The 26,429-nt window shown below is 39.1% G+C and carries 27 protein-coding genes; 10 read left to right on the top strand and 17 right to left on the bottom strand.

The window, feature by feature from the left end:
* Positions 1-28: 28 nt before the first annotated feature.
* The 4 genes from ftsY to ABDZ97_RS13115 all read left to right on the top strand — a co-directional run bounded on the left by ftsY (position 29) and on the right by ABDZ97_RS13115 (position 3,819).
* A complete protein-coding gene (gene ftsY, locus ABDZ97_RS13130; protein ID WP_343788414.1) occupies positions 29-982 on the top strand; it encodes a signal recognition particle-docking protein FtsY in 954 nt (317 codons plus the stop codon).
* Positions 982-1,350, top strand: coding sequence for a hypothetical protein (locus ABDZ97_RS13125; RefSeq protein WP_343788411.1), 369 nt, complete (start codon positions 982-984; stop codon positions 1,348-1,350). The genes ftsY and ABDZ97_RS13125 overlap by 1 nt, the downstream gene beginning before the upstream one ends.
* A 10-nt stretch (positions 1,351-1,360) precedes the next feature.
* Positions 1,361-2,677 (top strand): 30S ribosomal protein S12 methylthiotransferase RimO, encoded by a 1,317-nt coding sequence (gene rimO / locus ABDZ97_RS13120; RefSeq protein WP_343788408.1) that lies wholly within the window; start codon positions 1,361-1,363, stop codon positions 2,675-2,677.
* A 122-nt stretch (positions 2,678-2,799) separates the two neighbouring features.
* Entirely contained in the window at positions 2,800-3,819 is a 1,020-nt protein-coding gene (locus tag ABDZ97_RS13115) for an NAD(P)/FAD-dependent oxidoreductase (RefSeq protein ID WP_343788406.1), read from the top strand.
* 40 nt (positions 3,820-3,859) lie between these two features.
* Here the strand turns inward: ABDZ97_RS13115 and aroA are convergent, their stop codons facing one another.
* On the bottom strand, positions 3,860-5,170 hold the full coding sequence (aroA, locus tag ABDZ97_RS13110) for a 3-phosphoshikimate 1-carboxyvinyltransferase (RefSeq protein ID WP_343788404.1): 1,311 nt from the start codon (positions 5,168-5,170) through the stop codon (positions 3,860-3,862).
* Positions 5,171-5,257: 87 nt separating this feature from the next.
* Here aroA and ABDZ97_RS13105 point away from each other — a divergent pair, with 87 nt between their 5' ends.
* The gene (locus tag ABDZ97_RS13105; RefSeq protein WP_343788402.1) at positions 5,258-6,043 is read left to right on the top strand and encodes a queuosine precursor transporter; all 786 of its coding nucleotides are present in this window, start codon (positions 5,258-5,260) and stop codon (positions 6,041-6,043) included.
* Here ABDZ97_RS13105 and ABDZ97_RS13100 read toward each other — a convergent pair.
* From ABDZ97_RS13100 to ABDZ97_RS13085, 4 genes are all read right to left on the bottom strand, one after another.
* The gene (locus ABDZ97_RS13100; protein WP_343788400.1) at positions 6,024-7,001 is read right to left on the bottom strand and encodes a calcium/sodium antiporter; all 978 of its coding nucleotides are present in this window, start codon (positions 6,999-7,001) and stop codon (positions 6,024-6,026) included. The genes ABDZ97_RS13105 and ABDZ97_RS13100 overlap by 20 nt on opposite strands.
* Positions 6,998-7,423, bottom strand: a complete 426-nt coding sequence (locus ABDZ97_RS13095) for a Sec-independent protein translocase subunit TatA/TatB (RefSeq protein WP_343788398.1) — start codon at positions 7,421-7,423, stop codon at positions 6,998-7,000. The genes ABDZ97_RS13100 and ABDZ97_RS13095 overlap by 4 nt, the downstream gene beginning before the upstream one ends.
* 88 nt (positions 7,424-7,511) lie before the next feature.
* Complete coding sequence (secDF, locus tag ABDZ97_RS13090; RefSeq protein ID WP_343788396.1) at positions 7,512-10,637, bottom strand: protein translocase subunit SecDF; 3,126 nt, start codon at positions 10,635-10,637, stop codon at positions 7,512-7,514.
* 176 nt (positions 10,638-10,813) lie between these two features.
* On the bottom strand, positions 10,814-11,497 hold the full coding sequence (locus ABDZ97_RS13085) for a hypothetical protein (RefSeq protein WP_343788394.1): 684 nt from the start codon (positions 11,495-11,497) through the stop codon (positions 10,814-10,816).
* A 155-nt stretch (positions 11,498-11,652) separates the two neighbouring features.
* Between ABDZ97_RS13085 and ABDZ97_RS13080 the strand changes: the two genes are divergently transcribed.
* Entirely contained in the window at positions 11,653-13,029 is a 1,377-nt protein-coding gene (locus tag ABDZ97_RS13080) for a hypothetical protein (RefSeq protein WP_343788392.1), read from the top strand.
* Between the two features lie 158 nt (positions 13,030-13,187).
* On the opposite strand, the gene ABDZ97_RS13075 is transcribed toward ABDZ97_RS13080, so the two are convergent.
* The 8 genes from ABDZ97_RS13075 to ABDZ97_RS13040 form a co-directional block, all read right to left on the bottom strand.
* Positions 13,188-13,796: a WbqC family protein gene (locus tag ABDZ97_RS13075; protein WP_343788390.1), complete on the bottom strand. Its 609-nt coding sequence runs from the start codon at positions 13,794-13,796 to the stop codon at positions 13,188-13,190.
* Positions 13,797-13,806: 10 nt separating this feature from the next.
* Positions 13,807-15,612 carry a signal peptidase I gene (gene lepB / locus ABDZ97_RS13070; protein ID WP_343788388.1) on the bottom strand — a complete coding sequence of 602 codons (1,806 nt, stop codon included), beginning with the start codon at positions 15,610-15,612 and terminating at the stop codon, positions 13,807-13,809.
* A 12-nt stretch (positions 15,613-15,624) separates the two neighbouring features.
* On the bottom strand, positions 15,625-16,356 hold the full coding sequence (dapB, locus tag ABDZ97_RS13065; protein WP_343788386.1) for a 4-hydroxy-tetrahydrodipicolinate reductase: 732 nt from the start codon (positions 16,354-16,356) through the stop codon (positions 15,625-15,627).
* A gap of 43 nt (positions 16,357-16,399) precedes the next feature.
* Positions 16,400-16,963 (bottom strand): DUF5683 domain-containing protein, encoded by a 564-nt coding sequence (locus tag ABDZ97_RS13060; protein WP_343788384.1) that lies wholly within the window; start codon positions 16,961-16,963, stop codon positions 16,400-16,402.
* Positions 16,963-17,853 (bottom strand): ParB/RepB/Spo0J family partition protein, encoded by an 891-nt coding sequence (locus tag ABDZ97_RS13055; RefSeq protein ID WP_343788382.1) that lies wholly within the window; start codon positions 17,851-17,853, stop codon positions 16,963-16,965. Before ABDZ97_RS13055 ends, ABDZ97_RS13060 begins: the two co-directional genes overlap by 1 nt.
* A gap of 9 nt (positions 17,854-17,862) precedes the next feature.
* The gene (locus ABDZ97_RS13050) at positions 17,863-18,666 is read right to left on the bottom strand and encodes a ParA family protein (protein WP_343788380.1); all 804 of its coding nucleotides are present in this window, start codon (positions 18,664-18,666) and stop codon (positions 17,863-17,865) included.
* Between the two features lie 138 nt (positions 18,667-18,804).
* The gene (locus ABDZ97_RS13045; RefSeq protein ID WP_343788378.1) at positions 18,805-19,119 is read right to left on the bottom strand and encodes a DUF3276 family protein; all 315 of its coding nucleotides are present in this window, start codon (positions 19,117-19,119) and stop codon (positions 18,805-18,807) included.
* A gap of 65 nt (positions 19,120-19,184) precedes the next feature.
* Positions 19,185-20,951 carry an ABC transporter ATP-binding protein gene (locus ABDZ97_RS13040; RefSeq protein WP_343788376.1) on the bottom strand — a complete coding sequence of 589 codons (1,767 nt, stop codon included), beginning with the start codon at positions 20,949-20,951 and terminating at the stop codon, positions 19,185-19,187.
* Positions 20,952-21,049: 98 nt separating this feature from the next.
* Between ABDZ97_RS13040 and ABDZ97_RS13035 the strand changes: the two genes are divergently transcribed.
* The 4 genes from ABDZ97_RS13035 to yajC are packed head-to-tail and all read left to right on the top strand — an operon-like array spanning position 21,050 to position 23,813.
* Positions 21,050-22,147 (top strand): Glu/Leu/Phe/Val dehydrogenase dimerization domain-containing protein, encoded by a 1,098-nt coding sequence (locus ABDZ97_RS13035; RefSeq protein WP_343788374.1) that lies wholly within the window; start codon positions 21,050-21,052, stop codon positions 22,145-22,147.
* A 6-nt stretch (positions 22,148-22,153) separates the two neighbouring features.
* Entirely contained in the window at positions 22,154-23,101 is a 948-nt protein-coding gene (locus ABDZ97_RS13030) for a transcription antitermination protein NusB (RefSeq protein WP_343788372.1), read from the top strand.
* 11 nt (positions 23,102-23,112) lie between these two features.
* A complete protein-coding gene (locus ABDZ97_RS13025) occupies positions 23,113-23,502 on the top strand; it encodes a DUF1573 domain-containing protein (RefSeq protein WP_343788370.1) in 390 nt (129 codons plus the stop codon).
* 41 nt (positions 23,503-23,543) lie between these two features.
* Positions 23,544-23,813 (top strand): preprotein translocase subunit YajC, encoded by a 270-nt coding sequence (yajC, locus tag ABDZ97_RS13020; RefSeq protein WP_343788368.1) that lies wholly within the window; start codon positions 23,544-23,546, stop codon positions 23,811-23,813.
* A 51-nt stretch (positions 23,814-23,864) separates the two neighbouring features.
* Here the strand turns inward: yajC and ABDZ97_RS13015 are convergent, their stop codons facing one another.
* The 4 genes from ABDZ97_RS13015 to ABDZ97_RS13000 all read right to left on the bottom strand — a co-directional run bounded on the left by ABDZ97_RS13015 (position 23,865) and on the right by ABDZ97_RS13000 (position 26,365).
* Entirely contained in the window at positions 23,865-24,566 is a 702-nt protein-coding gene (locus tag ABDZ97_RS13015) for a transglutaminase-like domain-containing protein (RefSeq protein ID WP_343788366.1), read from the bottom strand.
* A 75-nt stretch (positions 24,567-24,641) separates the two neighbouring features.
* A complete protein-coding gene (locus ABDZ97_RS13010) occupies positions 24,642-25,424 on the bottom strand; it encodes a helix-turn-helix transcriptional regulator (protein WP_343788364.1) in 783 nt (260 codons plus the stop codon).
* Positions 25,396-25,905 carry a DUF6653 family protein gene (locus ABDZ97_RS13005; RefSeq protein ID WP_343788362.1) on the bottom strand — a complete coding sequence of 170 codons (510 nt, stop codon included), beginning with the start codon at positions 25,903-25,905 and terminating at the stop codon, positions 25,396-25,398. Before ABDZ97_RS13005 ends, ABDZ97_RS13010 begins: the two co-directional genes overlap by 29 nt.
* Positions 25,880-26,365, bottom strand: coding sequence for a GbsR/MarR family transcriptional regulator (locus ABDZ97_RS13000; RefSeq protein ID WP_343788360.1), 486 nt, complete (start codon positions 26,363-26,365; stop codon positions 25,880-25,882). The genes ABDZ97_RS13005 and ABDZ97_RS13000 overlap by 26 nt, the downstream gene beginning before the upstream one ends.
* Between the last annotated feature and the right edge of the window lie 64 nt (positions 26,366-26,429).

The following is a 26,429-nucleotide window of genomic DNA, read 5'->3' as shown; positions in this document are numbered from 1 at the left end:
TGAAGGGAAGCTTTTTTACTATAACGGTATGGGATTTTTTGGATTATTCTCGAAAGATAAAAAAGAGACGCTAAACAAAGGATTGGAAAAAACGAAACAAAGTTTCTTTTCCAAACTTTCGCGTTCTATTGTTGGAAAGTCAAAAGTTGATGACGAGGTTTTGGATAACCTTGAAGAAATTTTGATTACTTCTGATGTTGGAGTAGAAACTACTCTGAAGATAATTGGACGCATTGAAGAGCGCGTAGCGCGGGATAAGTTTGTTTCTACAGATGAATTAAATTTGATTCTGAGAGACGAGATCGCGGACTTACTGGAGGAGAATAATTCGGATTCAGTAAACGACTTTACGGTTCCGGATAAAGGAGAAGATCCCTACGTAATAATGGTGGTGGGAGTGAATGGTGTCGGAAAAACGACAACGATCGGAAAACTTGCCAATCAGTTTAAAAAGAAAGACATCAAAGTTGTTCTAGGAGCAGCAGATACATTCCGTGCAGCGGCTGTAGATCAATTGATTATTTGGTCAGAGCGCGTAGGCGTACCTATTGTACAACAAGGAATGGGAGCCGACCCTGCTTCTGTTGCATTTGATACACTACAGTCGGCAAAAGCACAGAACGCGGATGTGGCGATTATAGACACTGCAGGACGATTACATAATAAAGTTAATCTTATGAACGAGTTGAGTAAGATTAAACGTGTGATGGCGAAAGTAGTACCGGGAGCACCCCATGAAATTTTATTGGTTCTGGACGGTTCGACAGGTCAGAATGCTTACGAACAGGCAAAACAGTTTGCGCTGGCCACGGATATCAATGCCCTGGCAATTACCAAACTGGATGGTACAGCAAAAGGTGGGGTTGTAATAGGAATTTCCGATCAAATGAAAATTCCGGTGAAATATATCGGAGTTGGAGAGGGAATTGAAGATCTACAGGTATTTAATCGTCAGGAGTTTGTTGATTCATTATTTAATTGATGAAGCAGTTAATTCTAGTGATAGTCTCTTTACTTGTCGTGACAAGTACTTTTTCTCAGAAAACCGACTGCGAGAAAATCAGGACAGGTATATTTTATGCAAATACAGGTTCTAAAAAAGGGCTTCCATCAATTTCCGTAGAGCGAACAGAAACTACGCAAAAGGAAATTATCGAAGGAGAGGAAGCAGTTCTATACGATCTGAAATGGATCGATTCATGTAAATTTGTGTTGGAGCATACGGAAGGAGAGGATAAAATCCGGATTGTTGTAACCATTACAAAAATTCGTAAGAAGTATTATGAGTATACAGCTACCCGTTTAGGGTTTCCTTTAGTAACGGGTAGAATGTATTTGGAGAAACGTTGACAGGAGATAGATGAAAACAAAGACATTAAAAAAGAATAAAGTAAACGTCGTAACACTTGGGTGTTCGAAAAATTTGTTTGATTCTGAAGTAATGATGGCTCAATTGAAAGCAAATAAGTTTGATGTTGAGCACGAAGCGAAGAAAGATGATTCTGAAATAGTAATTATCAATACCTGTGGTTTTATTGATAACGCCAAGCAGGAATCGATTGATACCATATTACGTTATGTAGATGCTAAAAAAGAAGGTGCTGTAGATAAAGTATACGTCACAGGGTGTCTTTCTCAGCGCTATAAAGATGAACTAGAGGTAGAGATACCTGAAGTTGATGCTTATTTCGGAACAAGAGATCTCCCGCGTCTTTTAAAGACATTAAAAGCAGATTATAAGCACGAGTTGGTAGGTGAACGATTACTTACGACCCCTTCACATTATGCATATTTTAAAATTGCAGAAGGATGTGATCGTCCTTGTTCATTCTGTGCTATTCCGCTTATGAGAGGGAAACATCAGTCTACACCGATTGAGGAGTTGGTGACGCGTGCGGAAGGACTGGCGGCTCAGGGTGTGAAAGAGTTGATGTTGATAGCTCAGGATTTAACGTATTACGGGTTAGATCTGTATAAGAAACGAAATCTGGCGGAGCTGTTGGGAAAACTGGCCGATGTAAATGGTATAGACTGGATACGATTACACTATGCTTTCCCTGCTGGTTTCCCTATGGATATTCTGGATGTTATGAATGAGCATCCGAATGTCTGTAAATATTTGGATATGCCTTTACAGCACGGATCAACAAGAATGTTGAAAGCGATGCGTAGAGGAATTACACGTGAAAAGACTGAAGATCTGGTTGCGGCTATTCGGGATAAAGTTCCCGGAATAGCACTACGTACAACATTGATCTCAGGTTATCCGGGGGAAACAGAGGCAGATTTTCAGGAAATGTATGATTGGGTAGAAAGAACACGTTTTGACCGTTTGGGAATTTTTACTTACTCACATGAAGAAAATACACATGCTTATAATTTTGAGGATGATGTTCCCGAAGAGGTGAAAAAGGAGCGAGCAGATCTTATTATGGAGTTGCAATCGGGTATTTCCTACGAGTTAAATCAGGATAAGATTGGAAAAACATTCAAAGTTCTGTTTGACAGAGTTGAAGGAGATTACTTTATCGGAAGAACGGAATTTGATTCTCCGGAGGTTGACAATGAAGTACTGGTGAAAAAGACTGCGGACACATTTGTTCGGTTGGGTGATTTTGCCAATGTAGAAATTTCTTCAGCGGATCATTACGATCTGTACGGAAAGATTGTAGAATAGGTTGTAAGACGATTTCATAGACGAGTTTCTGGGACTGATTTTTGTCAGCGTTTCGAATTTTAAAAGTGAATTAGTCGTTCTTTAAGCGATTAACGACTAATTTTGTCTCAAAAATAATCGAAATGATTCATACAGATATTATCATTATAGGAGCCGGTCCGGTAGGTCTTTTTACCGTATTTGAAGCCGGATTGTTAAAATTAAGATGTCACCTTATTGATTCCTTACCACAACCGGGAGGACAGTGCTCGGAAATTTACCCGAAAAAACCAATCTATGATATTCCCGGATTTCCTTCTGTTCTTGCGGGAGATCTTATTGATAACCTGATGGAGCAGGCAGCTCCATTTAAGCCCGGATTTACGCTGGGCGAGGCTGCTGTTACAATTGATGAGATTTCAGAGGATGGAAAGCAGTTTTTTATTGTTACAACGGATAAAGGAACAGAACACAAAGCTCCAATCGTTATGATTGCAGGTGGATTGGGTGTGTTTGAACCAAGAAAACCACCGATTTCAAATATTACTGATTTCGAAGACAGAGGAGTCGAGTATATCATTAAGGATCCTGAATTCTACAGAGGAAAAAAATGTGTAATTGCAGGAGGTGGTGACTCAGCATTGGACTGGTCAATTTTCCTTACAGACAAAAAAATTGCTTCGGAAGTTACTTTGGTTCATCGTCGTTCCTCATTCCGCGGACACCTGGATTCGGTTCAAAAAGTAATGGACCTGGCAGATGCAGGTAAAATTAAATTAGTTACGGAAGCAGAAGTAGTCGGACTTGAAGGAAATGGAAAATTGGATCATGTTGTCATAAAACATGATAAAGAAGGAGAAATCAAAAAGGAGACAGATCATTTTATTCCCTTGTTTGGATTAAAGCCAGCTTTAGGACCTATTGCAGACTGGGGGCTGGAAATTGAGAAAAATGCGATTAGAGTGGATACAAGTGATTATTCAACGAATCGTCCGGGGATTTACGCAATAGGAGATGTAAATCACTACGAAGGGAAGTTAAAACTGATTCTTTGTGGTTTCCATGAAGGGACATTAGCTGTACAGTCCGCCTTTGCACGCATTCACCCGGATAAGAAGAATGTGTTGAAATATACGACCGTTAATGGCGTAAATGGTTTTTAGAAACTTTTAGTAAAAATGATATAGGAAAAAGCGTCTTGTTTCAGGGCGCTTTTTCTATTCGCACTCCGGTTTCTGACAGTAAATCATAGAACTCAGCAAAGGATTTATTGACGGATTCTGCCTCTGAAATGGTAACAGGAGATGAAGCGGAAAGAGCCAGAACAGACAAAGCCATTGCAATACGATGGTCGTTATGAGCAGAGACAGTCCCTCCTGAAGCGATCCCTGGATAAATAAGCATAGTGTCATTTTCATGATCTGTATCGATGCGAATTCCCAGTTTTCCCATTTCAATCTGTAAAGCAGTAGCTCTGTCACTTTCTTTTGAAGCCAGTCTTCCCAGTCCTTTTATTTTACAAACAGAGTCGGCAGAAGCTGCTAAAACAGCTAATGGAGGAAATAAGTCAGGGCAATGAGTTGCATCAAATTCAAATCCTTTGTTGTTCCCTTTTTCAATGGAGATTAAATTTTCGTTGATTGTAACCGTGGCTCCGAAATCCCGGATTACCGATAAAATAGCTTTATCAGCTTGTTTAGACTCTTTAGAAAGATTCGATAGCGTTACTTTTCCCTTTAGGGCAGCTGCAACGATAAAAAAAGAAGCACTACTCCAATCTCCCTCTATTTTAACGGTAGTAGGGGAGAGTTGAGCAGGAGATGTAAAAAATAGCGTATCATCCTGAAAAGGAATAGTAATACCAAACTGTCGGAGCGTAGCAATACTTAAATCTATATAAGGACGACTGGTAACATTTTCTAATTGTAAAGTACATTCACGCAATAAAGGTGAGGTAGCGTACGCATACAGGAGTCCTGTGATATACTGAGAACTTTGGCTACCATCTAACTGATAACTTTTGGGTTGAAGTGGTCCTTTGATATGAAGGGGAAGTTTTTTGTTGTTTGAAGTTACCTGTACCCCAAGGTGAGGAAGAACCGTATCAAAAAAATTCATTGGACGTGTAAGCAAGCTTCCTTTTCCTGTAATAATAATGTCTGCGTGAAAGTTTGCCAGCATTGGTGTAAGCATTCGGGTAGCCAATCCCGACTCTCCCGTTGAGATTTCCAGAGGGCGCGTTAGTGACGAAATGTCACGGATTCCCTCTATGCTCGTAACTTCTCCATATTGATCCACCCGGTAAGCTAATTTATCAGCTATTTTGAGTAATACTTGTTCGTCATCGGACTGTCCTATACCAGTGATTTCCGTTTTATTCGGGTTGAACAGAGCAAGAGCAAGTACACGTTGGGCATGACTCTTGGAGGATGGGATACTACATTCGGCATTTATTCCTCTTACAGGATAGACAGTTACTTTCATGTCGTTTGTATTTGTAACAAATGTAATCATTCGTTGTGGCTTCGGATAGCTTACTTTACAGTTTTGAATGAAAGAATCAGAAGAACAGCTGTCAGGAACTTTCCTTACATTTACACTATGTTTAATTTACCTACATACCGGGATGATGAAGTTAAGTATGCAAAACGACAGGAGCGTGTATTTCTCTTATTGTCCGGAATCTTTTTAGGTTCTCTTGTGATGTTGAACATCCTGGGCACCTCTCGGTTTATTAATTTATCGGATTGGTTAGGATTGACAGGGAGTGAATTACAGTTTGTCATTGCTGTAGGAGTTTTGCCTTACCCCATTACCTTTCTTTGTACCGACTTCATTTCTGAATTGTACGGTAGGAAACGCGCAAATTTTGTTGTTTGGATTGGATTTGTACTAAACTTATGGGTATTGGCTATTCTCTGGATAGGGGGAGAGTTAAATCCTCCACAAGGTTTACAGGAATCCGGATTGATGGGATTAACAGAGGAGCATCAAATTCCTGCGGAATATTCCTTTTACTATATCCGACATCTGGCTTTTGGTGCTACAGCCGCTTCTATGATAGCTTACCTTACAGCTCAGTTTATCGATGTTCACGTTTTTCACTGGTTGAAAAAAAGAACACAGGGAAAGAAAATGTGGTTGCGAAATAATGTCTCGACACTAACAAGTCAGCTGGTTGACTCGGTGGCTGTTATTTTGATTACATACTGGTTTACTCCGGCATTGCCGATAGATACAGAAAGCGCGATTATCCCACAGTTGGTGATGCTGATTTTGAGTGGCTATTTGTTTAAGTTTATCGTAGCTTTACTTGATACGATTCCTTTCTATATCGGAACGAAATACCTGAAAAAATATCTGGGTGTTACTGAGGTGATTGACTGAGTAACAAAACGGCAATATAAGCAATATACGACCCCAGTAATAATAACCCTTTAAAACGTGTGATCTTTTTCCCAATAACTAACATAGGTAATAAAGCCAAAGCAATTGCCAACATCCAGATCATGTCAATATTCAAAGTGTTTTCAGTTACATCAATGGGTTTAACAATTGCTGTAATGCCTATAACAGCCATAATATTGAATATATTGGATCCTATCAGGTTTCCGATCGAAATATCGGTCTCTTTCCGGTAAGCAGCTACAGCCGAGGTAACCAGTTCAGGCACGGAAGTTCCGAAAGCAATGATTGTGATTCCGATGATGCGTTCTTCCATTCCCCAGTCCAGTGCTATTTCAACAGCACCTTTTAATAACCATTCGGCACCAAAGTAAAGTCCTACAAGACCTATTGCCAGAAACAAGATTGCCTGAATAAATTGACGCGAAGTGGGAATGACTACAGCTTCGTCTTCTTCCATTAAGCGCGCAGTGTGCTTTCTGGAATTACGAATCAGAAAAGTAATGAAAGCGAGCAAAAGAACGAAAAGAATAATTCCTTCGTAGCGCTCAATCAATCCGCCGGTTTCAGTACTTCCTGTACCGGTCATGGCAAATACGTAGAACAAGACTGATGCAAAGAGCATCATGGGCCAGTCAATGATTTTCGAATTCCGGTCTACTGGTAAGGGAAAGATTAAAACTGTTATACCGAGAACCAATGCGATGTTAGCAATATTGGAACCGATAACATTACCCAATGCTATCTCTGAGTTACCATACAGAGCGGCTTTTATACTCACAATTAATTCGGGAGCTGAAGTTCCGAAAGAAACGACAGTCATTCCAATTACAAGTGAAGATAGCTTCAGTTTTTGAGCAATTCCAACAGCTCCACGAACCAGAAATTCACCTCCAATTATTAATGTGGCGAGTCCCAGAATCAGTACTAAATAACTCATTGATTTTCCTTGTTTTTATCAGAGAGATCTTCCTTTTCTTTTAAGGAAGAAGGATTATTTGTTTGGTCAGTTTTTGCTGAATCTTCAATATCACGTACAGTAGAGTTTACTCCCTGCTCAATCGGTTTTACAGCATTGTTAATTTCCGTATTGATCTTATTGATCGTTTCCTGTTGACGGTGTTCAAAAGTACGAATCGTCTCGTCGAGTTCCCTTCCGATAGAAGCGTCTTTTTTTATCTGATCTGTGGTTTGTCTGATCTCGTTCCGGATTTCGTTAGAAGCATGTTGAATTTCACGCATTCCTTTACCTAACGTACGTGCTATTCCCGGAATGCTTTTAGCTCCGAAAAACATAAGAATGAAAAGGAGAATAACAATAATCTCCATTCCTCCGATACTATTTAAAAACAGTAATGTCATTCGTATTCCTTTTGCGACATCAAAGTTACAAAAAAGCCTTTTCCAATTAGGAAAAGGCTTTAAGTTATTTTACAACAGATGTGAGAAATTATTTCTCTTCACCTTTTTTGTTTTTCATTAAGTCAACAATAACCGGTGTCGCAATACAAACTGAAGAGTAAGTACCAACTATAACCCCGATCATAAGCGCAAAGATAAATCCTCTGATGGCATCTCCTCCCAAAATAAAGATCGTAAGTAACACAACGAATGTAGACATCGAAGTATTAATTGTACGACTTAACGTAGAGTTCAATGCATCATTGATATTTTCCTCCATTCCTTTGCGTTTGTGAAGTCCCAGAACTTCCCGTATTCTGTCGAATACAACCACGGTATCGTTAATCGAGTAACCAACAACGGTAAGGATCGCAGCAATGAATGCCTGATCAATGTCCATATTAAATGGCATCAGACCATGAAGAAGAGCAAACGCACCCAGTACGATAATAACATCGTGTGTCATTGCTATAAGTGCTCCCAAACCATATTGCCATTTTCCGAATCGGAAAAGGATATATAGGAAGATCACAAGCAGTGATAGAGTAATGGACAGGTAAGAAGACTGCTTTAACTCATCTGAAATAACAGCGGAAACACTTCTACTTTGGATTATTTCAAAGTTACCCATATCTCCTTCTGCTTTCTGTAAACCTGCTTTCAATTTTGCATCAACAATAGTGTCGGCATTTACAACTCCCTGAAGGTAGTTTGTCTGAATTTCAACCTGGTTTTTACTTTCTTTTGTTTTTACAACAACATCAGCTACTTTACCATCTTCAGCTATCATTACTGATTTCAGACTGGAAGTAATAGCTTCTGGATTTGCAGCGTTTTCAAATTTCACTTCAAAAGAACGCCCTCCGGTAAATTCAACACCAAATTTCAAACCTCTTGTGGCAAGTGCACCAATTGCTACAACTACAAGTATTCCTGAAATTGCATAGTACATTTTACGTTTGCTAACAAACGAGAAATTCAGATTTTTAAAGGCATTTTTTGTTATTGGTGTAGAGAAAGATATATTTCTCTTACTCTCGTTAAAGTTTTCAAAAATTAAACGAGAAATTACAACGGCAGCAAATACAGATGAGAAGATACCGATGATCAATGTTGTAGCGAAACTTTCAATAGGTCCTGAACCAAATATTTTAAGGATGATTGCAGTAAGAAGTGTCGTAAGGTTGGCATCAAGAATTGATGAAAGAGCTTTGGCAAAACCATCTTTAATGGCAAGCTTCTGACCTTTTCCAGCGGCAATTTCTTCCCGGATACGTTCATAAATAAGTACATTGGCATCGACGGCCATACCTATCGTCAGTACGATACCGGCAATACCGGCAAGTGTAAGTACAGCGCTGAAAGACGCTAAAGATCCCAAAATGAATAAAATATTAGCAAGCAATGAGATATTTGCAATTACTCCGGCCTGACCGTAATAGAAGATCATGTAAAGCAATACGATAACCAATGCTATAACAAAAGACATCATACCTGAACTGATATTCTCACTACCTAATGTAGGTCCTACAATTGACTCGTCAATAATGCTACAAGGAGCAGGAAGCGATCCTGCATTCAGAAGTGCTGCAAATTCTTTTGCTTCAGCGACTGTATAGTTACCTGTGATCTGAGCATTTCCATCATTCATAATTGCCTGAACAGTTGGTGAACTTAGTACCATTCCATCCATTACAATTGCCACACTTTTACCTAAGTTACGAGAAGTTAATTCAGCCCACTTAGAAGTTCCCTTGTCTGTCATTGTTACGTGGATAGCAATACGGCTCAACTGGTCATATCCCTGTCTTGCGTTGTCAATATCACTACCTCCTACAGGAGCTTTTCCTGATTCAGGAACACGTATTGCATGAAGCGCATAACCATTCAATTCACCATTTTCGCCGAACTTAGTAGGATTTGAAGCCCACATAAAACGAACATCAAGGAAAGGATATAGTTCACGTACTTCTCTTTCACGAAGAAAACTTCCGATAGTTGCGGTATCTTTTGATAAAGCATAGAAAAGAACATCAAAGTGTCCGGTTGGATTGGTTGAAGCGGGAGCAAGAATATATTTCCCTAAAATGGTTTTAACAGGCGATAATGAATCTGCTTTAAGAGGTTCTGTCGTTTCCGAAGAATCTCCTCCAAGGTTTAAAGATAGGTCTGTAGATTCGTCTACTTTTGTTGAATCCGATGGGTCATCAATAAGTGTTAAAGTTGTAGAATCTGAAGCAGGAGTAGTTTCTCCATCAAGATTCAGCGATAAATCTGTCTCAGTCTCTTTACTTTCTTCTTTTCCATATTTTGCATACAAAACTTCGTCTGCGCGGTTGATAAAATCAGCGAAAGATTTGTTATCGTATGTTTCAAAAAATTCAAGATTTGCTGTAGACTGAAGCTTTTGGCGTACCGTGTTTTTATCTTTTACACCTGGTAATTCGATATAAATTCGATTCGACTGCTCATCTTTTTGGATATTAGGTTGAGCAACACCAAACTGATTAATACGACGGTTCATAATGTTTTCCACACCGGAAAGAGAACCTTTCACACGATCCTTAAGGAAAGTGATTACCTGATCATCAGTTGATTCTTTGTTCAATTCATCACTTGATGAAGAGTAGAAATCACGTACAAGCTTACGGTCGCCGTTCAGTTTTTTATACGACGATACGAAAAGATCTACAAAATCACCCCCATGCGTTTGGTATGTTTTAAGAGCTTCTTCGTAAGGTTTTGCAAACTTACTTCCTCGTGGGTTAACAGCTTCACTCTTTACAAGATCCGGAATGGAAACTTCAAGAGTTACACTCATTCCACCTTTAAGATCAAGTCCAAGGTTAATACTTCTGTTTTTACTTTCATTATAAGTGGCCCCGGTCCAGGTCACTTTCTTGTCACCTTTGTCAATCAGGTACGCGTTGGTATAAAAGTTCAGGATGATGTCTTCCGACTCCTGACCATCTATTGAAACAGTTCTTCCGTTGGGTAGTGTAACAGTTGATTCACCGTTTGTACTTAGCGCATTTCTCAGGGAGTCTAATTGTTCCTGAGCGTATGCATCTGCTTCATTTTCAACTCGGTTCGTGACAAATGTGTACGAAATTTGGTAAACACATACAATTGCGATTACAATTGTTAGAAACCAGAAAAATCCTTTATTACGCATTTTTGTTTGTTATTATGGCCTGCAAATATAGAATTTCAGATGATTAATATCAATAGTTTCGTAAATCTTGTTTATTAACGTTTTATCCGGATGTTATTTTCAGAGGGATATCAATAGCCTGCAGCGCTTGTCTGTAGTGTAATTGGCAGAGGCCCAAGAGGATCGAAGTCAGAAAGTTATTCTTCTCCGTATTCGATTAGTTTCATGTGTATTTCATTACCTTTTCGAACGTCCAGTGTATCAAAGTTCATGATTTCATGATGCTTGTAGAATTTTTGGATTAAACCGACTCCTTTGGCATACGTTTCATGTTTTCTTCTGTGGTCGATTAATGAAAAGAAGTCTTCCTGTTCCACTTTGATTGTAGAAGAGAATTGATAGCCTGATAATGAGGCAGGACTATGAAGATTAGTATAGTAACAATCCAATTCATCGTATGTGTTAAATGCGTTCGCATCCCAGTTTTTATCTTCTGTTGGAGCAAAAACAAGTTTTATTACGCGTTGATTCTCTTCAACAAGTTCTGCCCGGTTGCCTGATATTTTAGCAGTCCATACATCGCTTAATGCCCAGGATGTTGTTGCGTCTGGTCGGGTGTAGCGGAAATATTCTCTCGCAATTTCATTTTGTAAATCTAAGAGTGTATCCCCGATGACAACTTTTAATTGGTATCTGTTTGTGTCATGTTGGATCGTTGCCTGCGCATCATGTCTTACTTCCAATACATCATACACCGTGTAATGTCCTTCCTGTAAAGGAAAATACTCAAAAGCAAGGTCAACAGGTGTGTTGTCTCCTTTTTTGCAGGAAAGAAGTAATAAACACGTGATAACGAGTGATAAGGCGTATCTGTAATTCATAGCCGAAAGTTACGTAATTTTTGAGACAAAATAGATGCTATATTTTTCATTTTCTACGGAATGAAATTTGCAGGTTTAAAAATAAAACGTTGTGTTATCGGGAAATATTTTGTGGAGTTTTAGACTTTTGTGCATCCTGATATAAAATCAAATCTATGATCAGAGCCATCGTATTATCGGTTTTTGTTTTTCTAACGCTTGTTTCGGGGTATGGGCAGGAAGTGTTCTACAAAGTTGTTTTGAGAGATGCTGAGGAGAAAAAACAACCGATCCGAAATGCAGAGCTAACGGTTGAGCAAAAAAATGGATTGGAAAAGCAATTGTTTGTATCAAACAGTAAGGGGGAGGTTATCTTTAGGGGAGAAGATAGAAAGGCTTCAGTGGTTGTTAAACACGTTGCATATGAGCCATTGGATACCGTGTTAGTAAATACTGGATCAAAAGGAGATACGATTACTCATCAGTTGTTTCTGAGTCTAAAGAGTTATGAGTCGACAGATATTATTGTAACGAATCCTTTTAAGCCGGTTCCTGTTTTTGGTTCTGATAGATTGAGTGTTGAGGATTTTGAGTTACTGAGTGATGGAAAGATGGTATTGCTGACCTATGAACGAAAACTCAGGAAAGGAGCAGAAGTATTACTGGTGGATGATGAACAAAAAGTACTTGATGCCAGGAATGCAGGGGATGACGCCAAACAACTGGTTCATGATTTTAGAGGGAATGTACATCTCGTAACATCAGGGAGTGTTTATCATCTGTTTCCGGATGGAGAAACAATTCAGCTGTATAAAATGGAGAAAGCCTATTATGATAAATATGTTCAACCTGTAATTGATACAATGGATAACAGGATCTATTTTTCAAATTACCAGGAAATGTACCCTGCAGTAGATTTTTTCAGTTTTGACAAGTTGGATAGTGTGTACACGAAACTTACTTCCGTAACGGATGAAGTAATGATGGAAATGTATCTTGCAGAATATAAGTATGTGGATGTCCGGACAAAGTTATGGGCGAGAGAAATGGAGCAGGAACTGGGGGTTGATAAAGAAATTATTGTCGGAGCTACTGTTTTTTCCAATAGTATTCTTTACAAAGAAATTTATGCGCCTTTGTTCCTGAAGGAAGACACTATTTATGTATTTGACTATTACAGAGAGTTGATGAAAGTCTATGATTGTGACGGAGAACCGATTGATTCGATTTCTATCTCACATCATATTCAACCCCGTAAAACAGGATGGAAGAACCAGTTGTTGCAGGATCGGTACACGGGGCAGGTGTATGCCGTTTATGAAAAGGCGGGGACTACTACATTGCGTGCTATAGATCTGGCAACGGGAAAGACGGGAGAGGGAATTGTGTTACATTATAAATACGTGGATAAATTGGAGGTATATAATAATTCAGCCTATTATATCTACCGTCCCTTTGAGTCAGCGCAAAAGAAATTTTTGTATCGGGAAAGACTGCCTTTGGAATTCAAATCTGCTAAAACAAATTCAGGGGACTCTATTGTAAGAAATTAAGAAATAGGATTCCTCTTAAAATGCAAATGGGAAGAAAACGAGCGTTTCCTCCCCATCCACTAATCAACCTAACCTAACCACCTAAATCGTAACAATGATAACGCTTTATTTTGAATTAGATATAAAATTGGTTCTTAATTTCGTCTAAATGTGTTTTTCTATCGATGAATTCTGGATAAGAGTTGAGGACCTTCGTGGAATAAAATATCGAGAATCGATAGGCTGGGTAGGAATCCAAGTTTTTCACTGAAAACCTGCCAATATTCACCGTATGAATTTTCGTAAACTCCGGTAGCGATGAAATGATCTAATTCTTTTTGTTGCACTATGCCAGGAATAGTATCTGTTAGTTGCGGTAGCGGAAGTTCCAGCCATTCTATGATTTGCTTATTAATAGTAAGCAGATAATCTGAAAGGTGTGTTTTCTCTTGTAATACGAGTTGTTCTATTTTTGGTCCGTAATGTTCAAAATAAGGTGTGCGCCCGTATGCACTTTTAATCGTTTTCCAGTGAATCGCTTGCCAGGGTGTGGCAGAAGAGAGTAGTACCTCATCAACTCTTGTTTTGTTCCCGAAAGGACGGTTTACAGGAATGGATAGAGTTAATTTTCCATTGGCTCCGTAGAGATCACATCGGTTACGTAATGTTTGCTTAGAAAAGCGTTCGGAAGTACAAAAACAAGGGGAAGTTGCCTTCCCCAGTTTATAATAATATCCGAATGGTCCGAAATAAAGTAAGGGAAATAAATCCCTGCTTTGTTCTTGCATGTTTCCTGTCTTATTGAATGTTTTTGAAAACGCGATCCCAACGTATTCCGTCAAAAAATCCTTTATGACCGTCTTTAGAGAACCATACGAGTGCTGCGCGTCCTACAATGTGGTCTTCCGGTACAAAGCCCCAGATTCTGGAGTCTGCAGAATTATCCCGGTTATCTCCCATCATCCAGTAATAGTCCATCGCAAAGGTATACGAATCAGATTTCTTTCCATCGATGTAAATTCCATCTGCTTTTTCTCCCAAAGTGTGACCTTCGTATGCAGTGATGATACGATTGTAGAGGGCGATATTGGACGCGTTTATGCTAATCGTTTCTCCCTTTTTCGGAATCATGATCGGTCCGAAATTAGATGTCGTAAAGTCAAAGCGAGGATCATGAGGGAAGCAACTTAGTGGTGCCGGAATAATTTCTCCGTTTTGCATAGGAACAACTTCATTGAAAGTTCCTTTAGGATAAACGATTTGCTCAAATACCGTCTCAGGATGACGTTTCTTTAGCTGTTCCAACATCGCTTGCGTGAGCGACATTTTTGTTATACTTCCATCTGCTCCTCTTTCAAAATCGTTGGGAGATTGCTGATGCATCCCGTATTTTCGTTCCATAGAAGCGTTTGAGTTGGCCGGGAAGTTGCTCACGTTGTATTTAAAGACTACATTTTCCGGTACAAATGCTTTCTTATCATTAATATACAAAACTGCATTTTTAATTTCCAGTTTATCTCCGGGAATAGCCACACAGCGTTTGATGTAATTTTCACGTTTGTCGACGGGACGGTAAATCAAACCATATTGACGCTCAAAACCTTCACGTACAATTGATTTGTAGTAAGGGAGTTGTTTCAGATAATCATCAAATGAGAACCGATGACGGTTATCAACCAATGTGTTATAATTTACACTTCCTTTAAGTACATCCTGTAGATATAGCTCCCATGCCTGATTGTATAATAAACCGTGATAGTCATGTCCCATTAAGCCGTCCGGTACTCTTGGGTCAAAAATGGCGGTATCTCCGGATGGGAAGTTGAATACAACCACATCGTTTCTTTCGACGTCAGACCAACCCGGAAGTCGTGTGTAGTTAGAGGTTTCTAAGGTTGAGTATGAACGGGTGTTAACTACCGGAAGTGTATTGTGAACTAACGGAAAGGATAGAGGAGTAACCGGTACTTTGGGACCGTACGGGAGCTTATTTACAAAAAGAAAGTCGCCGATCAAGAGCGTTTTTTCCATAGATCCTGTAGGAATCTGGAACGGTTCAAAAACATAGGTACGTATTCCTGTGGCTGCAATTAACGCAAACAAAATTGCGTCTCCCCATTCTTTGATGAATGTTTTTGTCCCTTTTTTTCTTTTTGAGATACCTCCCAGTACGTAAGCTACTATATGACCGATAATAGGAAGAGAAAGGAATAGTACCAGATGATCTCCCATCTCCCGTTTTTTTACAAGTTCGGAGTTGTTCCAATCCATTTCCGGTAAATAGGTGATGGTGTCATCAGAAGCAATTTTGAATGCATTGATCCATGGAAGAAATATGCCGGAAGCAGTTTCTCCAAGACTGAAGAAACCAAATCGTCTTTGCAGGCTGACATTAAAGATCGCCCACATTGGGATATGAATACCGGGAATAATCATTAAAAGCCCCCACCACCAGGGTTGACCACCTATTTTCGAGGCAATACAATAGTTGTAAAGAGGGATAAACGCTTCCCATGATTTGCGACCTGCTTTAGGGAAGATTTTCCACCACATAGCAGTGACAGGGAAAAGAATGAACAGGAGGTAGAAGTATAAAACATTCATAGCTTTATAAGTTTATTTAAGATTCAGAACATCACGCATAGTGAAGATTCCTTTTTTGTTTTTAATAAATTCAGCTGCCAGCACAGCACCTAATGCAAAACCTTTCCGGTTATGAGCTGTATGAGTTAATTCTATAGTATCAATATCGGAAGTATAGCGTACTGTGTGAGTTCCGGGAACTCCTTCTTTACGAACTGCCTCAATTAGGAGATTTTCCGGTTTTTTTTCAAAGTCGATGGTCGTGTTTTCGATACACTTCCAGTCATGCTTACGATCTGTATGAGCAATTATTTGTTCGCCTAACGTTATCGCTGTTCCACTGGGAGCATCTGCTTTTTGTGTATGGTGAACTTCTTCCAGTGATACATCGTAATCAGTATGTGCATTCATAAGTTGGGCAACAAACTGGTTGATAGCAAAAAACAGGTTTACTCCAATGCTAAAATTCGTAGCGGCGAGAAAAGAACCTTCTGTTTCATGAACACGGGTCTCTATCTCAGAATATTGATCATACCAACCGGTTGTTCCTGTTACAACGGGAATATTATGTTGAAGTAATCGGGAGATGTTGTCTACTGCGCTAGATGGGCTTGTAAACTCGATAGCTACATCCACTTCGGATAGATTTTTGTCCCAGTCTTTCGTTTTACTGGTTGCTTTTACTACAACCGAATGCCCTCTTTCCAGTGCAATTTCTTCTATTGCCTTTCCCATTTTTCCGTAGCCGATTAGTCCGATGCGCATGTGATGTAAACTTAGTTTATGAATTCGAATTTTTCAAATTTAGTTAACGAAAGTTAAATCGAAGAGAAAGTCCCGGAGAATATCCCTGCATAACTGTAGGACGAATTTTAAGCGTAAGATCCTCACTAATATCAAAGTTGACAAAGTGAGCTTCCACCGCTGCGTCCAGTATGTTAATAATATAGACTCCTGCTGTTGCAAGAATCATCAAATCACGATTAGTTTGATGTTGATTGTGCAATGTTAGTATTGCGTTATTGTCATATTGTTGATATGCAGGATCAATGAATAGTAGTCCGCTTTCTTCTCGTCCAAGGTATTCTTTTCGTAACGCATTTACTTTGGATTGGTTCGATATCAGAAAATAGGTAGTCGTACCCAGTGCTGCATAAATGAGAGGAACCTTCCAGTATGCCTTTTTTTTGCCTTTTGGCATCGCAATATGATTATAGACTTGTCCGGCTCCCGGAAGCGCGGCAGAAAGAACTGCCGCCAGTGTAACGGAGTGCTTTTTTTCACGCTTCAGAGTATCAATTTCCTGTGCTTTCCCTGAAAAGGATATAAAGGAAAAACTAATGACTGACAGAATGAGCGCGATTTGTTTCATTAATCATTCAGTAACTCAATAATACGGTTGAAATCCGTGTCAGAATCAAAATTGATAATCAGTTTACCGCTTCCATTGGACGATTTTTTGATGTCAACTTTTGCCGAAATTCGTTCTGCCAGGACGTGTCTGAATTGATCCTGCTCAAGTGAAATGTCTGTCTTTTTATCTTTATTACGAACCGGTTTCTCTTCTGTTTCCGGCTCTGAACCTGTTTTGATAGCTTGTTCAAGTTGTCTTACAGACCATTCTTCTTCAATGACTGCCTTTAAAAGAGCGGTCTGACGCGCTTCATTCCCTGCGGAAACCAGTGCGCGGGCATGTCCCATAGAAATCAGTCCATCGCGAATGGCTGACTGAACTGCAGCAGGGAGCTTGAGCAAACGCAGAAAGTTGGTAATCGACGAGCGGCTTTTTGCCAGTTTTTGACTGAGTTGTTCCTGAGTAAGACTGCACTCGTCAATAAGACGTTGATAGGACAGGGCTACTTCGATGGCATTAAGGTCTTCCCGTTGAATGTTTTCAACCAATGCCATTTCAAGCATCGCCTGATCATTGGCTAAGCGAATATAAGCAGGAACTTCTTCAAGACCTGCTAACTGAGAAGCGCGGAATCTTCGTTCACCGGAAATTAGCTGAAATTTATCTACATCAACCTTCCGAACAGTAAGCGGTTGAATAATACCATGTTCTTTAATAGAGTCGGCTAATTCCTGTAAAGCTTCTTCTTCGAAATGAGTTCTGGGGTTAAAAGGGTTTGCTTCGATTTGATCGATACGGATCATAGCAATATTCCCCAAAACCGCCTTGTCATTTGATTTTGATGTGATATCCGTTGAGGCGTTTTCCAGTAACGCACTTAGTCCTTTTCCCAATGCCGGCTTCTTCACGCTTGTATTTTATTTAAAGTTCACTTGTTTCTCCTGATCACTGATCTGCGTCATGTTGTTACGCTGCAGAATTTCTCTCGCAAAGTTAAGATAGTTAATGGAACCTTTACAGGTTGCATCATGCATAACAATCGTTTCTCCAAAGCTTGGAGCTTCACCCAAACGCGTATTACGATGGATGATGGTGTCAAATACGAGATCCTGAAAATGTGTTTTTACTTCGTCAACAACCTGGTTGGCTAGTCGAAGTCGGGTATCATACATTGTGAGTACAATTCCTTCAATTTCAAGTTCAGGATTTAATCTCCCCTGAACAATTTTGATTGTATTTAATAATTTACCCAAACCTTCCAACGCGTAAAATTCACATTGAACCGGAATCATGACCGAGTCAGAAGCGGTTAATGCATTAACGGTTATTAATCCAAGCGAAGGGGAACAGTCAATGATAATAAAATCATATTCGTCCCGAACCTTGTCGAGTGCCATTTTCAGCATTCTTTCGCGATTGGGCATGTTGATCAGTTCCAGTTCAGCACCTACCAGATCGATGTGTGATGGAAGTAAATCCAGATTCGGATTTGCAGTTTTTAAGATCACATCTTTTGGGGAAACCTCATTGATAAGGCAATCATAGATATTGCGAGTGTTCTTGGGGTCAAATCCAACCCCTGATGTGGCGTTCGCCTGAGGATCAGCATCTACAAGAAGTGTTTTGTATTCGAGTACCCCGAAGCAACCTGCCAGATTTACAGCTGTAGTTGTCTTCCCAACTCCTCCTTTTTGATTTGCTATAGCAATAATTTTACCCATAAAGTTGCGCTAAATTTTAGAAGGCTAAAGATAAAAGAAATTTACTCAACTTGACAGAAAAAAGACGATGAGTTATCAACGAAAAATTAGAAAACTTTCGTGTTATCCGGAAAATTGGATTTTGGGCAGGATGCCTGATTACAGGTCTTCGAAATTGATGTCGGCAAGATCGTCAGAAGTTTCCAAAGCGTACTCCTGAGATTCGCGCAATTCAGTAATCTTCTCAAGTACTTCTTTTAGTCCTTCACTAAACTTATCGAAGTCTTCTTTGTATAAAAAGATTTTATGTTTTTCGTATTGATTTCCTTCCGGGGTTTTTCGTTTGCTTTCAGTTATTGTCAGGTACAAATCGTTTCCCCGTGTTGATTTAATATCGAAAAAATACGTTCGTTTTCCAGCACGTATTGCTTTTGAGAACACTTCATCATTACGCGTTTCCATTCCTTCTCTCATAGTGTTAATTAAGTTGGTTTCACAATAACTGTCGAGCAAATATGGTGAAATATTTGGAAAAGAGCCTAATCCGTCGTGGATTTTTCTTCCAAAAGTTGTTTTTCATACATTTCTGTATAGTACCCGTTTATTTTTAACAGAGATTCATGTGTTCCTTCTTCTATAACACTGCCATTTTCAAGAACAATGATGTGGTCACATTCACGTATGGACGAGATCCGGTGTGATATGATAAGAGATGTTTTGTCGTGCATAATAGACTTCAGGTTCTGCTGAATGATCTCTTCTGTTTCAGTATCCACAGCAGAGAGGCAATCATCCAGAACTAGTATTTTAGGGTTGCGTATAATTGCTCTTGCCATACTGATCCGCTGCTTTTGTCCACCACTCAGGTTAATTCCCCTTTCGCCAAGTACGGTGTTATATCCTTCTTTGAAACGTATGATATTATGATGAACATGCATCGCCTTTGCAGCTTTTTCAATAGTCTCCTGGGGGACATCTTCTTTTCCCATTCCGAAACGGATATTGTTTCCAATGGTATCCGAGAATAAAAAGACTTCCTGAGGGACTACGCCTATTTGCTCCCGGAACTGCTCAAGATTTATAGAATTGAGATTTTGTCCGTCAATTTCAATTTCGCCGGACTGCGGATCAAATTGTCGGGTGAGAAGATTGACGATTGTACTCTTTCCACTTCCTGTTTTTCCGAGAATAGCCAAAGAGCTACCCGGTTTTACAGTGAAACTAACGTTTCGGATAGCTGTTATGCCCGAGTAAGGGTAGGTAAAGGATACATTTTTAAATTCGATTTTCCCTTCCACATTAAGTGCAGTGGTATTGGAGTTAGTAATTTCCGGTTGCTCATTAAGGAATTCATTAATTCGCTCTTGCGAAGCGGCTGCGCGTTGAACCAGTGAAGTCACCCAACCGATAGAAGCGAAAGGCCATGTTAACATGTTTACATAAAAAATAAAACTAGCTATGTTTCCGGGTGTTACGCTGCCCTCATAGGTAAGTAATATTCCAATGTAAATGGTTATGATAGTACTAATCCCGATTAAAAGCATGATGGTAGGCATGAAGAGAGAGTTCGTAAGTGTCAGTCTCATGCTTTTGTTCTTGTATGCTTCTGAAGATGTGTTGAATTGTTCTGTGGTTTCCTTTTCTCGCGAATACGCTTTTATCACACGTACACCACTGAATGTTTCCTGTACCAGTGTTGAGATCCAGGATTGCTGCCGCTGTACAGCCTCACTCTCTCTGTTCATTCTGGAGCTTACCCGGTAAATAAGAAATGACATAATTGGTAAGGGAAGTAGTACATATAAGGTCATTTCCGGATTGATAGCAATCATCTGGTAAACGACAATAACAAAGAGTGCTACCAGATTGACAGAATACATAATTCCGGGACCGAGATACATGCGGACTCTGCTGACATCTTCCGAGATGCGATTCATCAAATCTCCTGTATTATTCTTTTTGTAGAAATTGTAGGTCAGTTTTTGGTACTGATTATAAATTTCATTCTTTAGATCATATTCTATATACCGGGAAGTGACAATGACGGTTTGTCGTGTGAAAAAGAGAAATAATCCTTTTCCTAATGACATAAGCATATAAAGACCAAATACGCTCCATGCTATTCCCCATAACTGATCTCTGGTGTCTGCCTTTTGTTGTATCAGGATCATTTCGTCTACTGCATCACCAACAATCAGAGGCATATAAGCTCCGAAAATATTGGAAACGGCAATAAATAAAAAACCAAAAAGCAGACGCCACTTGTACTTTAACAAATATTTGTTCAGATAGCTTAAAGACTTCATTCGAATTTTACTATTTTTGCGCTGCTTTCTATTCGCTGTTTGCACTGCAAATTTAGTCAATAGAAACGACACTAGTTCGAAACAATTAAGATAAAAGTATGTTTGAAGTTAAAGATATTAAGGATACTCACCTGGCAGAGAATCCTGTAATTGCTCAGATGAGCAGATATAATCATGAGCAGCTTCTTTTCTGTAATGATAATGAAACAGGTCTTAAAGCTATTATTGCAGTTCACAATACCGTTCTCGGACCTGCTTTGGGCGGAACACGTATGTGGAATTATACAAATGAGCTGGAGGCTTTGAACGATGTATTGCGTTTGTCACGTGGAATGACCTACAAGAACTCAATTTCAGGGTTGAATCTTGGAGGAGGAAAAGCCGTAATTATCGGAGATTCTAGAACGATGAAGTCAGAAGCTTTGATGCGTCGTTTCGGGAAGTTTGTGAACAGTCTTGGCGGAAAGTATATCACTGCAGAAGATGTAGGGATTTCTCCTGTTGATATGACCTGGGTGAATATGGAAACAGATCACGTAGTCGGTCTGCCAGGGAAAAGTGGAGATCCTTCTCCTGTAACAGCTTATGGTGTATATGTTGGTATGAAAGCTGCAGCAAAAGCTCAGTTTGGTACAGATTCACTTGCCGGGAAAAAAGTTGCTGTACAGGGTGTGGGGCATGTAGGTGAGTATTTGGTTAAGCACCTGACGCAAGAAGGAGCTGACGTGTTTATTACTGATATTCATGAACCGACTTTAAAACGTATTTCAGAAACCTACAACGCGAAAGTAGTTGGTCTGGATGAAATTTATGATATTGACATGGATATTTATGCGCCTTGTGCTTTAGGGGCGACGGTTAATGATGAAACACTTGATCGTTTGAAGTGCTCTGTTATAGCAGGTGCGGCAAATAACCAGTTGAAAGAGGAAACCATTCACGGTAAAGCAGTGATGGATCGGGGGATTATTTATGCTCCGGATTTTGCATTGAATGCCGGTGGAGTTATAAACTGTTATGCTGAAGTAAAAAATCTTTCCGGAGAATGGGCTATGGCAAAAGCGGAGGAAATTTATACAACTATTTCATCTATTATTAATCGTTCTAAAGAGGAAGGGATTCCTGCTTACCAGATTGCTAACAAAATGGCTGAAGAGCGTATTGTAGCTATTGGTAAAGTAAAACTTCCTTTATAATAGATCATGGTTAACAGAAGACACTTACGTATTAAAGTTTTACAGGCATTGTATGCCTATTTTCAGTCAGACGAAGAAAACTACAGAAAAACGGAAACAGAGTTATTAAACTCCGTGGAAAAAATGTATGATCTGTATTTATATCTTTTACTGACTTTTGGTGAGCTTAAGCAGATAGCACTTATTCGTGCGGAAGAAGCAAAGAATAAAATTCGTCCTACAGAAGAAGACCTGAATCCGAATATGAAATTTATGGATAATGCTATTGTCCGGATTCTGGAGGAAAGTGCTGAGTTGCGATCCATTGCCGAACAGCGCAAGATCAACTGGATGGGGGATGTAAACCGTGAAATGTTCCGGAAGATGTTTCTGGTAATCAAAGATTCGGAGACGTATTTTACGTTCATGAATAATGAGTTGTCCGGATTTGAGGAAGACAGAGCGTTTGCTTTGGCTTTGTTCAAGGAGGAAATTGCCAATTCAAGATTGCTGTACAATTTCTTCGAAGAGAAAAGCATTAGCTGGTTGGATGATATAGATCTGATGTGTTCGATGGTGCTCAAGACGATAAAAGGATTTTCGGAAGAAGGACCTAATCGTATTCTTGAATTGTACCGCGATGCGATTGATGAAAAACAGTTTATTGTTACTCTTTTGCGTAAGTCAATCATGAATGAAGATGAAAATGCAAAATTGATCGAGAAATTGACAGATAACTGGGAACTGGAGCGAATTGCGAAGATGGATGTCATCCTTATGAATATGGCAATTACGGAATTGCAGGAGTTTGCAAGTATTCCCAAAAAAGTAACATTGAATGAATACATAGAAATTTCGAAGTATTACAGTACGCCGAAAAGTAATATGTTTATCAATGGTATTTTGGATAAAGCAATTGTACATCTGGAAAAGGAAGGGAAAATCAGAAAGGCCGGAAGAGGTCTGATGCAATAAAAGAAAAACGTATGAGAAATTTACTGTTTGTACTGGTATCGGGAATTTTATTTGCCTGTGGAAATGAAGGAAGTCAGGAGTTTGGTGCTCCGACGACAATTGAGGCTGAAACAGTGTATAAATTCGGAGATGTAGTTGAAGGAGAAGTGGTAGATGTTACTTTTGAAGTTACGAATACAGGAGACCTTCCATTGACAATCATTGATGTAAAACCAGCTTGTGGATGTACGGTTGCCGAGTATACTAAAGAGCCGATTCCTCCGGGACAAAAAGGATTGATTAAGTCTTCTGTGAACACAACCGGTTTTTCAGGAGAAATCTCAAAATCGGTTACGATGATGGCGAATACTAATCCTACAAGAACGGTATTCCTTATCAAAGGAAATGTAATCAAAAACTAAGGTACAGAAGTACTAATTTATAAATTAAAAAAGAGAAAGAAATGGGTGAATTTTTGCCATTAATTTTAATTGTTGTAGTATTTTATTTCTTCATGATTCGTCCTCAAATGAAGAAGCAAAAGGAGTTGAAAAAATTTCGTGAGAACTTACAGGTTGGGGATAAAGTTGTAACCATTGGTGGTGTACATGGAAAGATTCTTGAAGTGGCAGATACTACCGTATTGATAGCTTGTGAATCTTCAACAAAGATTCGTCTTGAAAAGTCTGCAATTTCTCAGTCTTTTGATGAGCAGGCTGTAGCACAGAAGTAATCCGAATAATAAGATACAGACGAGGGCATGATTCATCATCATGCCCTTTTGCTATTTATTGTCTCTGATGGCTCTTACATTTCGGTTCATTTTATGCCGTATTATCTTTTGAAAAACAAATCGCTGTATTGCATTAAGGTTTTGGCGGTGTGCTGAATATAAATCGTCAGGAGAGTCAAAAACGCCAAAATCCTGATTAATTCCTTTTTCCTGAATAAATGTGTTATTTACATTCCACTCAATCGGTGGATTTTGGAAATTATCAGTATATGCGCCATATCCGCAAAATGTTGTCTTGCAATCCGGGTTCTTTTTTTGTAAAGCAGTGAGGTATTTCTTGTCCAGAATAACCCCTTCCAGAAAATACCACTGATCGTTATAATAAACCTCTACCCAACTGTGTAGAATGTTTTTTGGAGAAAGCCAGTAACTGATTCCTGTTATAGCTCCTTTTTGAAGAGCTTTATCTATGGTGAAACCATGAATACGGTTAGGAATCCCTGTAGCTCTGAGTAATGCCATCAATAGTGTGGCTTTTGTATTACATTGACCATATCCGTCACGGAGAATTTGGGAAGCGGGAAGTTCATCAGAGCGATTATATCCGAAATAAATATCATCCCTGACAAAGTTATAGATCGCTTTTATACGCTCTATGTTAGGGAGTGCCGACCAGTTTTTTTTACGGATTAATTCCTGAATAGCATCTTCCTGATAATCCAGAAGTTTAGAGGAGTTTAAATACCTGTTCATACGTGTGTTATTTATTCAATAAATGTGTTGGTGCAAATGTCCCAACTCTCTTATTGCTAAACTTGTATAAACCGGCTATTTTGAAGCTATAAGCTTTTTAGGAGAAAGTCCGAAAGTCTCCCGGAAAGTTCGGGTGTAATGAGAGCTATCGGTGAATCCAAAAGTATGAGCAGTTTCGGTTATTGAATGCTGACTTAAATAGGGGAGCGATTTTACAAGTTTATTCCAGAGTTGGTAACGTCTGTAATTAATATTCGTTTTTTCTTTGAATAGATGCAGAAACCGGGTTTCAGATAAACAACAAAGTGAAGCTATCTCATGTAATGAAACAACCCGGTCGAAATTTTTTTCCAGATATTGGATGGCTGAATAAATCCTGTTGTCCTGTAAGTGGTTATCTTCTTCGCACTGGCAGGTAAATGTGTGAAGGGAACTTTTGATAGCCTCCTGTACATGTCGGAAATCTAATGTTCCGGATAGAAATTGTTTAAGAACTACGCTAAATTTTTCCTCAAGCGTCGTATGTAAATTAAGAACAGTATTTTCTTTATGCTGTAAACTGAGTTGATGTCCGAGAGAGCTAATGGGGTTTATTAATAAAATTAAGGTTGTAGCGGAAGCATCAAGACGGTGGAAGGTGTTACTGGTAATGAAACAGGATTGTAGCAATTTCGAATCAGAGTTTTTACTCTCTAATGTAAAAGAAGATAAAGAAACACATATCTGTATGGCGTAATGTTTGTGGAAAGAGTTGTCTTTTAATGACCCGATAAAAATTCCAAGATCTTTACCAAAATAGATATGGTTTTGTTGTTGAAAAGAGGTAGATTTAATATTCCCAGCTTTTGTATTCTTCATTTTTCTCTTTCATGTCGTTGTACAACCAGACCATTCGGTCCAAATACCAGCTTTTACCCAAATAGGCGAGTGCAATTCCCAGAATAGCTCCCCAAACAGAATAGGTAACCGTTGCCCAGATCGCAAGGATCATTCCTGAAGAAGAAATCAGGTTTAGAATCGTATGGATTCCACCTGTATGTATTTCGGGAATTTTTATTGTATCTCTGTTAAGGAAAACCCGTTCTCCCATAACAGATCTTGATGCCCAGTTTTTGGTAGAAGAAGGTCGGGGAAAAAATATGGGATTAAAAAACATCCATAGAAGGGATACTATTCCGGGGACAAGACACCACCAACCAATCCATATTCTGGACCAGAATGCAAAAACAATAAGTGGCAGGACGGAATAACGGGTCCAGACACTCCAGGGGTTCGAATGTTTCATCCAATTTTCATCCGTAAGATTAAAAAACTTAGCAACTTTTCTTTCTGTTGTCATTGTGTATTGTTTTTCGTTTGTTTTCCCATTTTTCTTTCAAAAGCGGCATTTCTTTCTCCAAAAACTGGTAATAGTGTATGATCTCAGATAATATTTCGTGTTTTGGAGTGTGTTGGTCTGTATGAAACCCGATTCCCTTTTCAAACAATTTTCGAAAAGCCGTTACTGATTTTGCTTTTTCTTCTATGATTGCATTCAGACTGTTGTAGGAAAGAGTAAAGTAAGTTTTTCGATCGCCAGGTATTGTGTGCTTGATAATTAGCTTCTGATTGAGTAAGAGATTTACATTACTACTGATAGAGCCTTTACTGGCTTGCAGAGATTTTTGTAACTCTTCAAAAGAAATCGCATCGGATTCCGAAGAGAGGAGGTGCCCCAATATTCTACCAGCCATACGAGGTAATCCGTAGTTTTCATAAAACAAACCTACCTGCTCAATATAGAATTCTCTTTTCCTCATGCTAATTCTTCAATTTTTATAAAAGTACAATAAGTTCAGTAATTAATGAACTTGATTTGTGAAA

Origin of the sequence: Wandonia haliotis, assembly GCF_039523435.1 — a bacterium.
Classification (GTDB): Bacteria; Bacteroidota; Bacteroidia; order Flavobacteriales_D; family Crocinitomicaceae; genus Wandonia; species Wandonia haliotis.
Note: the sequence above shows the minus strand (reverse complement) of the source record. Positions and strands in the feature narration are given on the sequence as shown.

Bases quoted from the DNA above. Each gene is read 5' to 3' on its own strand.
- ftsY (WP_343788414.1), top strand. From the start codon at position 29: ATGGGATTTTTTGGATTATTCTCGAAAGATAAAAAAGAGACGCTAAAC.
- ABDZ97_RS13125 (WP_343788411.1), top strand. From the start codon at position 982: ATGAAGCAGTTAATTCTAGTGATAGTCTCTTTACTTGTCGTGACAAGT.
- rimO (WP_343788408.1), top strand. From the start codon at position 1,361: ATGAAAACAAAGACATTAAAAAAGAATAAAGTAAACGTCGTAACACTT.
- ABDZ97_RS13115 (WP_343788406.1), top strand. From the start codon at position 2,800: ATGATTCATACAGATATTATCATTATAGGAGCCGGTCCGGTAGGTCTT.
- aroA (WP_343788404.1), bottom strand. From the start codon at position 5,170: ATGATTACATTTGTTACAAATACAAACGACATGAAAGTAACTGTCTAT.
- ABDZ97_RS13105 (WP_343788402.1), top strand. From the start codon at position 5,258: ATGTTTAATTTACCTACATACCGGGATGATGAAGTTAAGTATGCAAAA.
- ABDZ97_RS13100 (WP_343788400.1), bottom strand. From the start codon at position 7,001: ATGAGTTATTTAGTACTGATTCTGGGACTCGCCACATTAATAATTGGA.
- ABDZ97_RS13095 (WP_343788398.1), bottom strand. From the start codon at position 7,423: ATGACATTACTGTTTTTAAATAGTATCGGAGGAATGGAGATTATTGTT.
- secDF (WP_343788396.1), bottom strand. From the start codon at position 10,637: ATGCGTAATAAAGGATTTTTCTGGTTTCTAACAATTGTAATCGCAATT.
- ABDZ97_RS13085 (WP_343788394.1), bottom strand. From the start codon at position 11,497: ATGAATTACAGATACGCCTTATCACTCGTTATCACGTGTTTATTACTT.
- ABDZ97_RS13080 (WP_343788392.1), top strand. From the start codon at position 11,653: ATGATCAGAGCCATCGTATTATCGGTTTTTGTTTTTCTAACGCTTGTT.
- ABDZ97_RS13075 (WP_343788390.1), bottom strand. From the start codon at position 13,796: ATGCAAGAACAAAGCAGGGATTTATTTCCCTTACTTTATTTCGGACCA.
- lepB (WP_343788388.1), bottom strand. From the start codon at position 15,612: ATGAATGTTTTATACTTCTACCTCCTGTTCATTCTTTTCCCTGTCACT.
- dapB (WP_343788386.1), bottom strand. From the start codon at position 16,356: ATGCGCATCGGACTAATCGGCTACGGAAAAATGGGAAAGGCAATAGAA.
- ABDZ97_RS13060 (WP_343788384.1), bottom strand. From the start codon at position 16,963: ATGAAACAAATCGCGCTCATTCTGTCAGTCATTAGTTTTTCCTTTATA.
- ABDZ97_RS13050 (WP_343788380.1), bottom strand. From the start codon at position 18,666: ATGGGTAAAATTATTGCTATAGCAAATCAAAAAGGAGGAGTTGGGAAG.
- ABDZ97_RS13045 (WP_343788378.1), bottom strand. From the start codon at position 19,119: ATGAGAGAAGGAATGGAAACGCGTAATGATGAAGTGTTCTCAAAAGCA.
- ABDZ97_RS13040 (WP_343788376.1), bottom strand. From the start codon at position 20,951: ATGAAGTCTTTAAGCTATCTGAACAAATATTTGTTAAAGTACAAGTGG.
- ABDZ97_RS13035 (WP_343788374.1), top strand. From the start codon at position 21,050: ATGTTTGAAGTTAAAGATATTAAGGATACTCACCTGGCAGAGAATCCT.
- ABDZ97_RS13030 (WP_343788372.1), top strand. From the start codon at position 22,154: ATGGTTAACAGAAGACACTTACGTATTAAAGTTTTACAGGCATTGTAT.
- ABDZ97_RS13025 (WP_343788370.1), top strand. From the start codon at position 23,113: ATGAGAAATTTACTGTTTGTACTGGTATCGGGAATTTTATTTGCCTGT.
- yajC (WP_343788368.1), top strand. From the start codon at position 23,544: ATGGGTGAATTTTTGCCATTAATTTTAATTGTTGTAGTATTTTATTTC.
- ABDZ97_RS13015 (WP_343788366.1), bottom strand. From the start codon at position 24,566: ATGAACAGGTATTTAAACTCCTCTAAACTTCTGGATTATCAGGAAGAT.
- ABDZ97_RS13010 (WP_343788364.1), bottom strand. From the start codon at position 25,424: ATGAAGAATACAAAAGCTGGGAATATTAAATCTACCTCTTTTCAACAA.
- ABDZ97_RS13005 (WP_343788362.1), bottom strand. From the start codon at position 25,905: ATGACAACAGAAAGAAAAGTTGCTAAGTTTTTTAATCTTACGGATGAA.
- ABDZ97_RS13000 (WP_343788360.1), bottom strand. From the start codon at position 26,365: ATGAGGAAAAGAGAATTCTATATTGAGCAGGTAGGTTTGTTTTATGAA.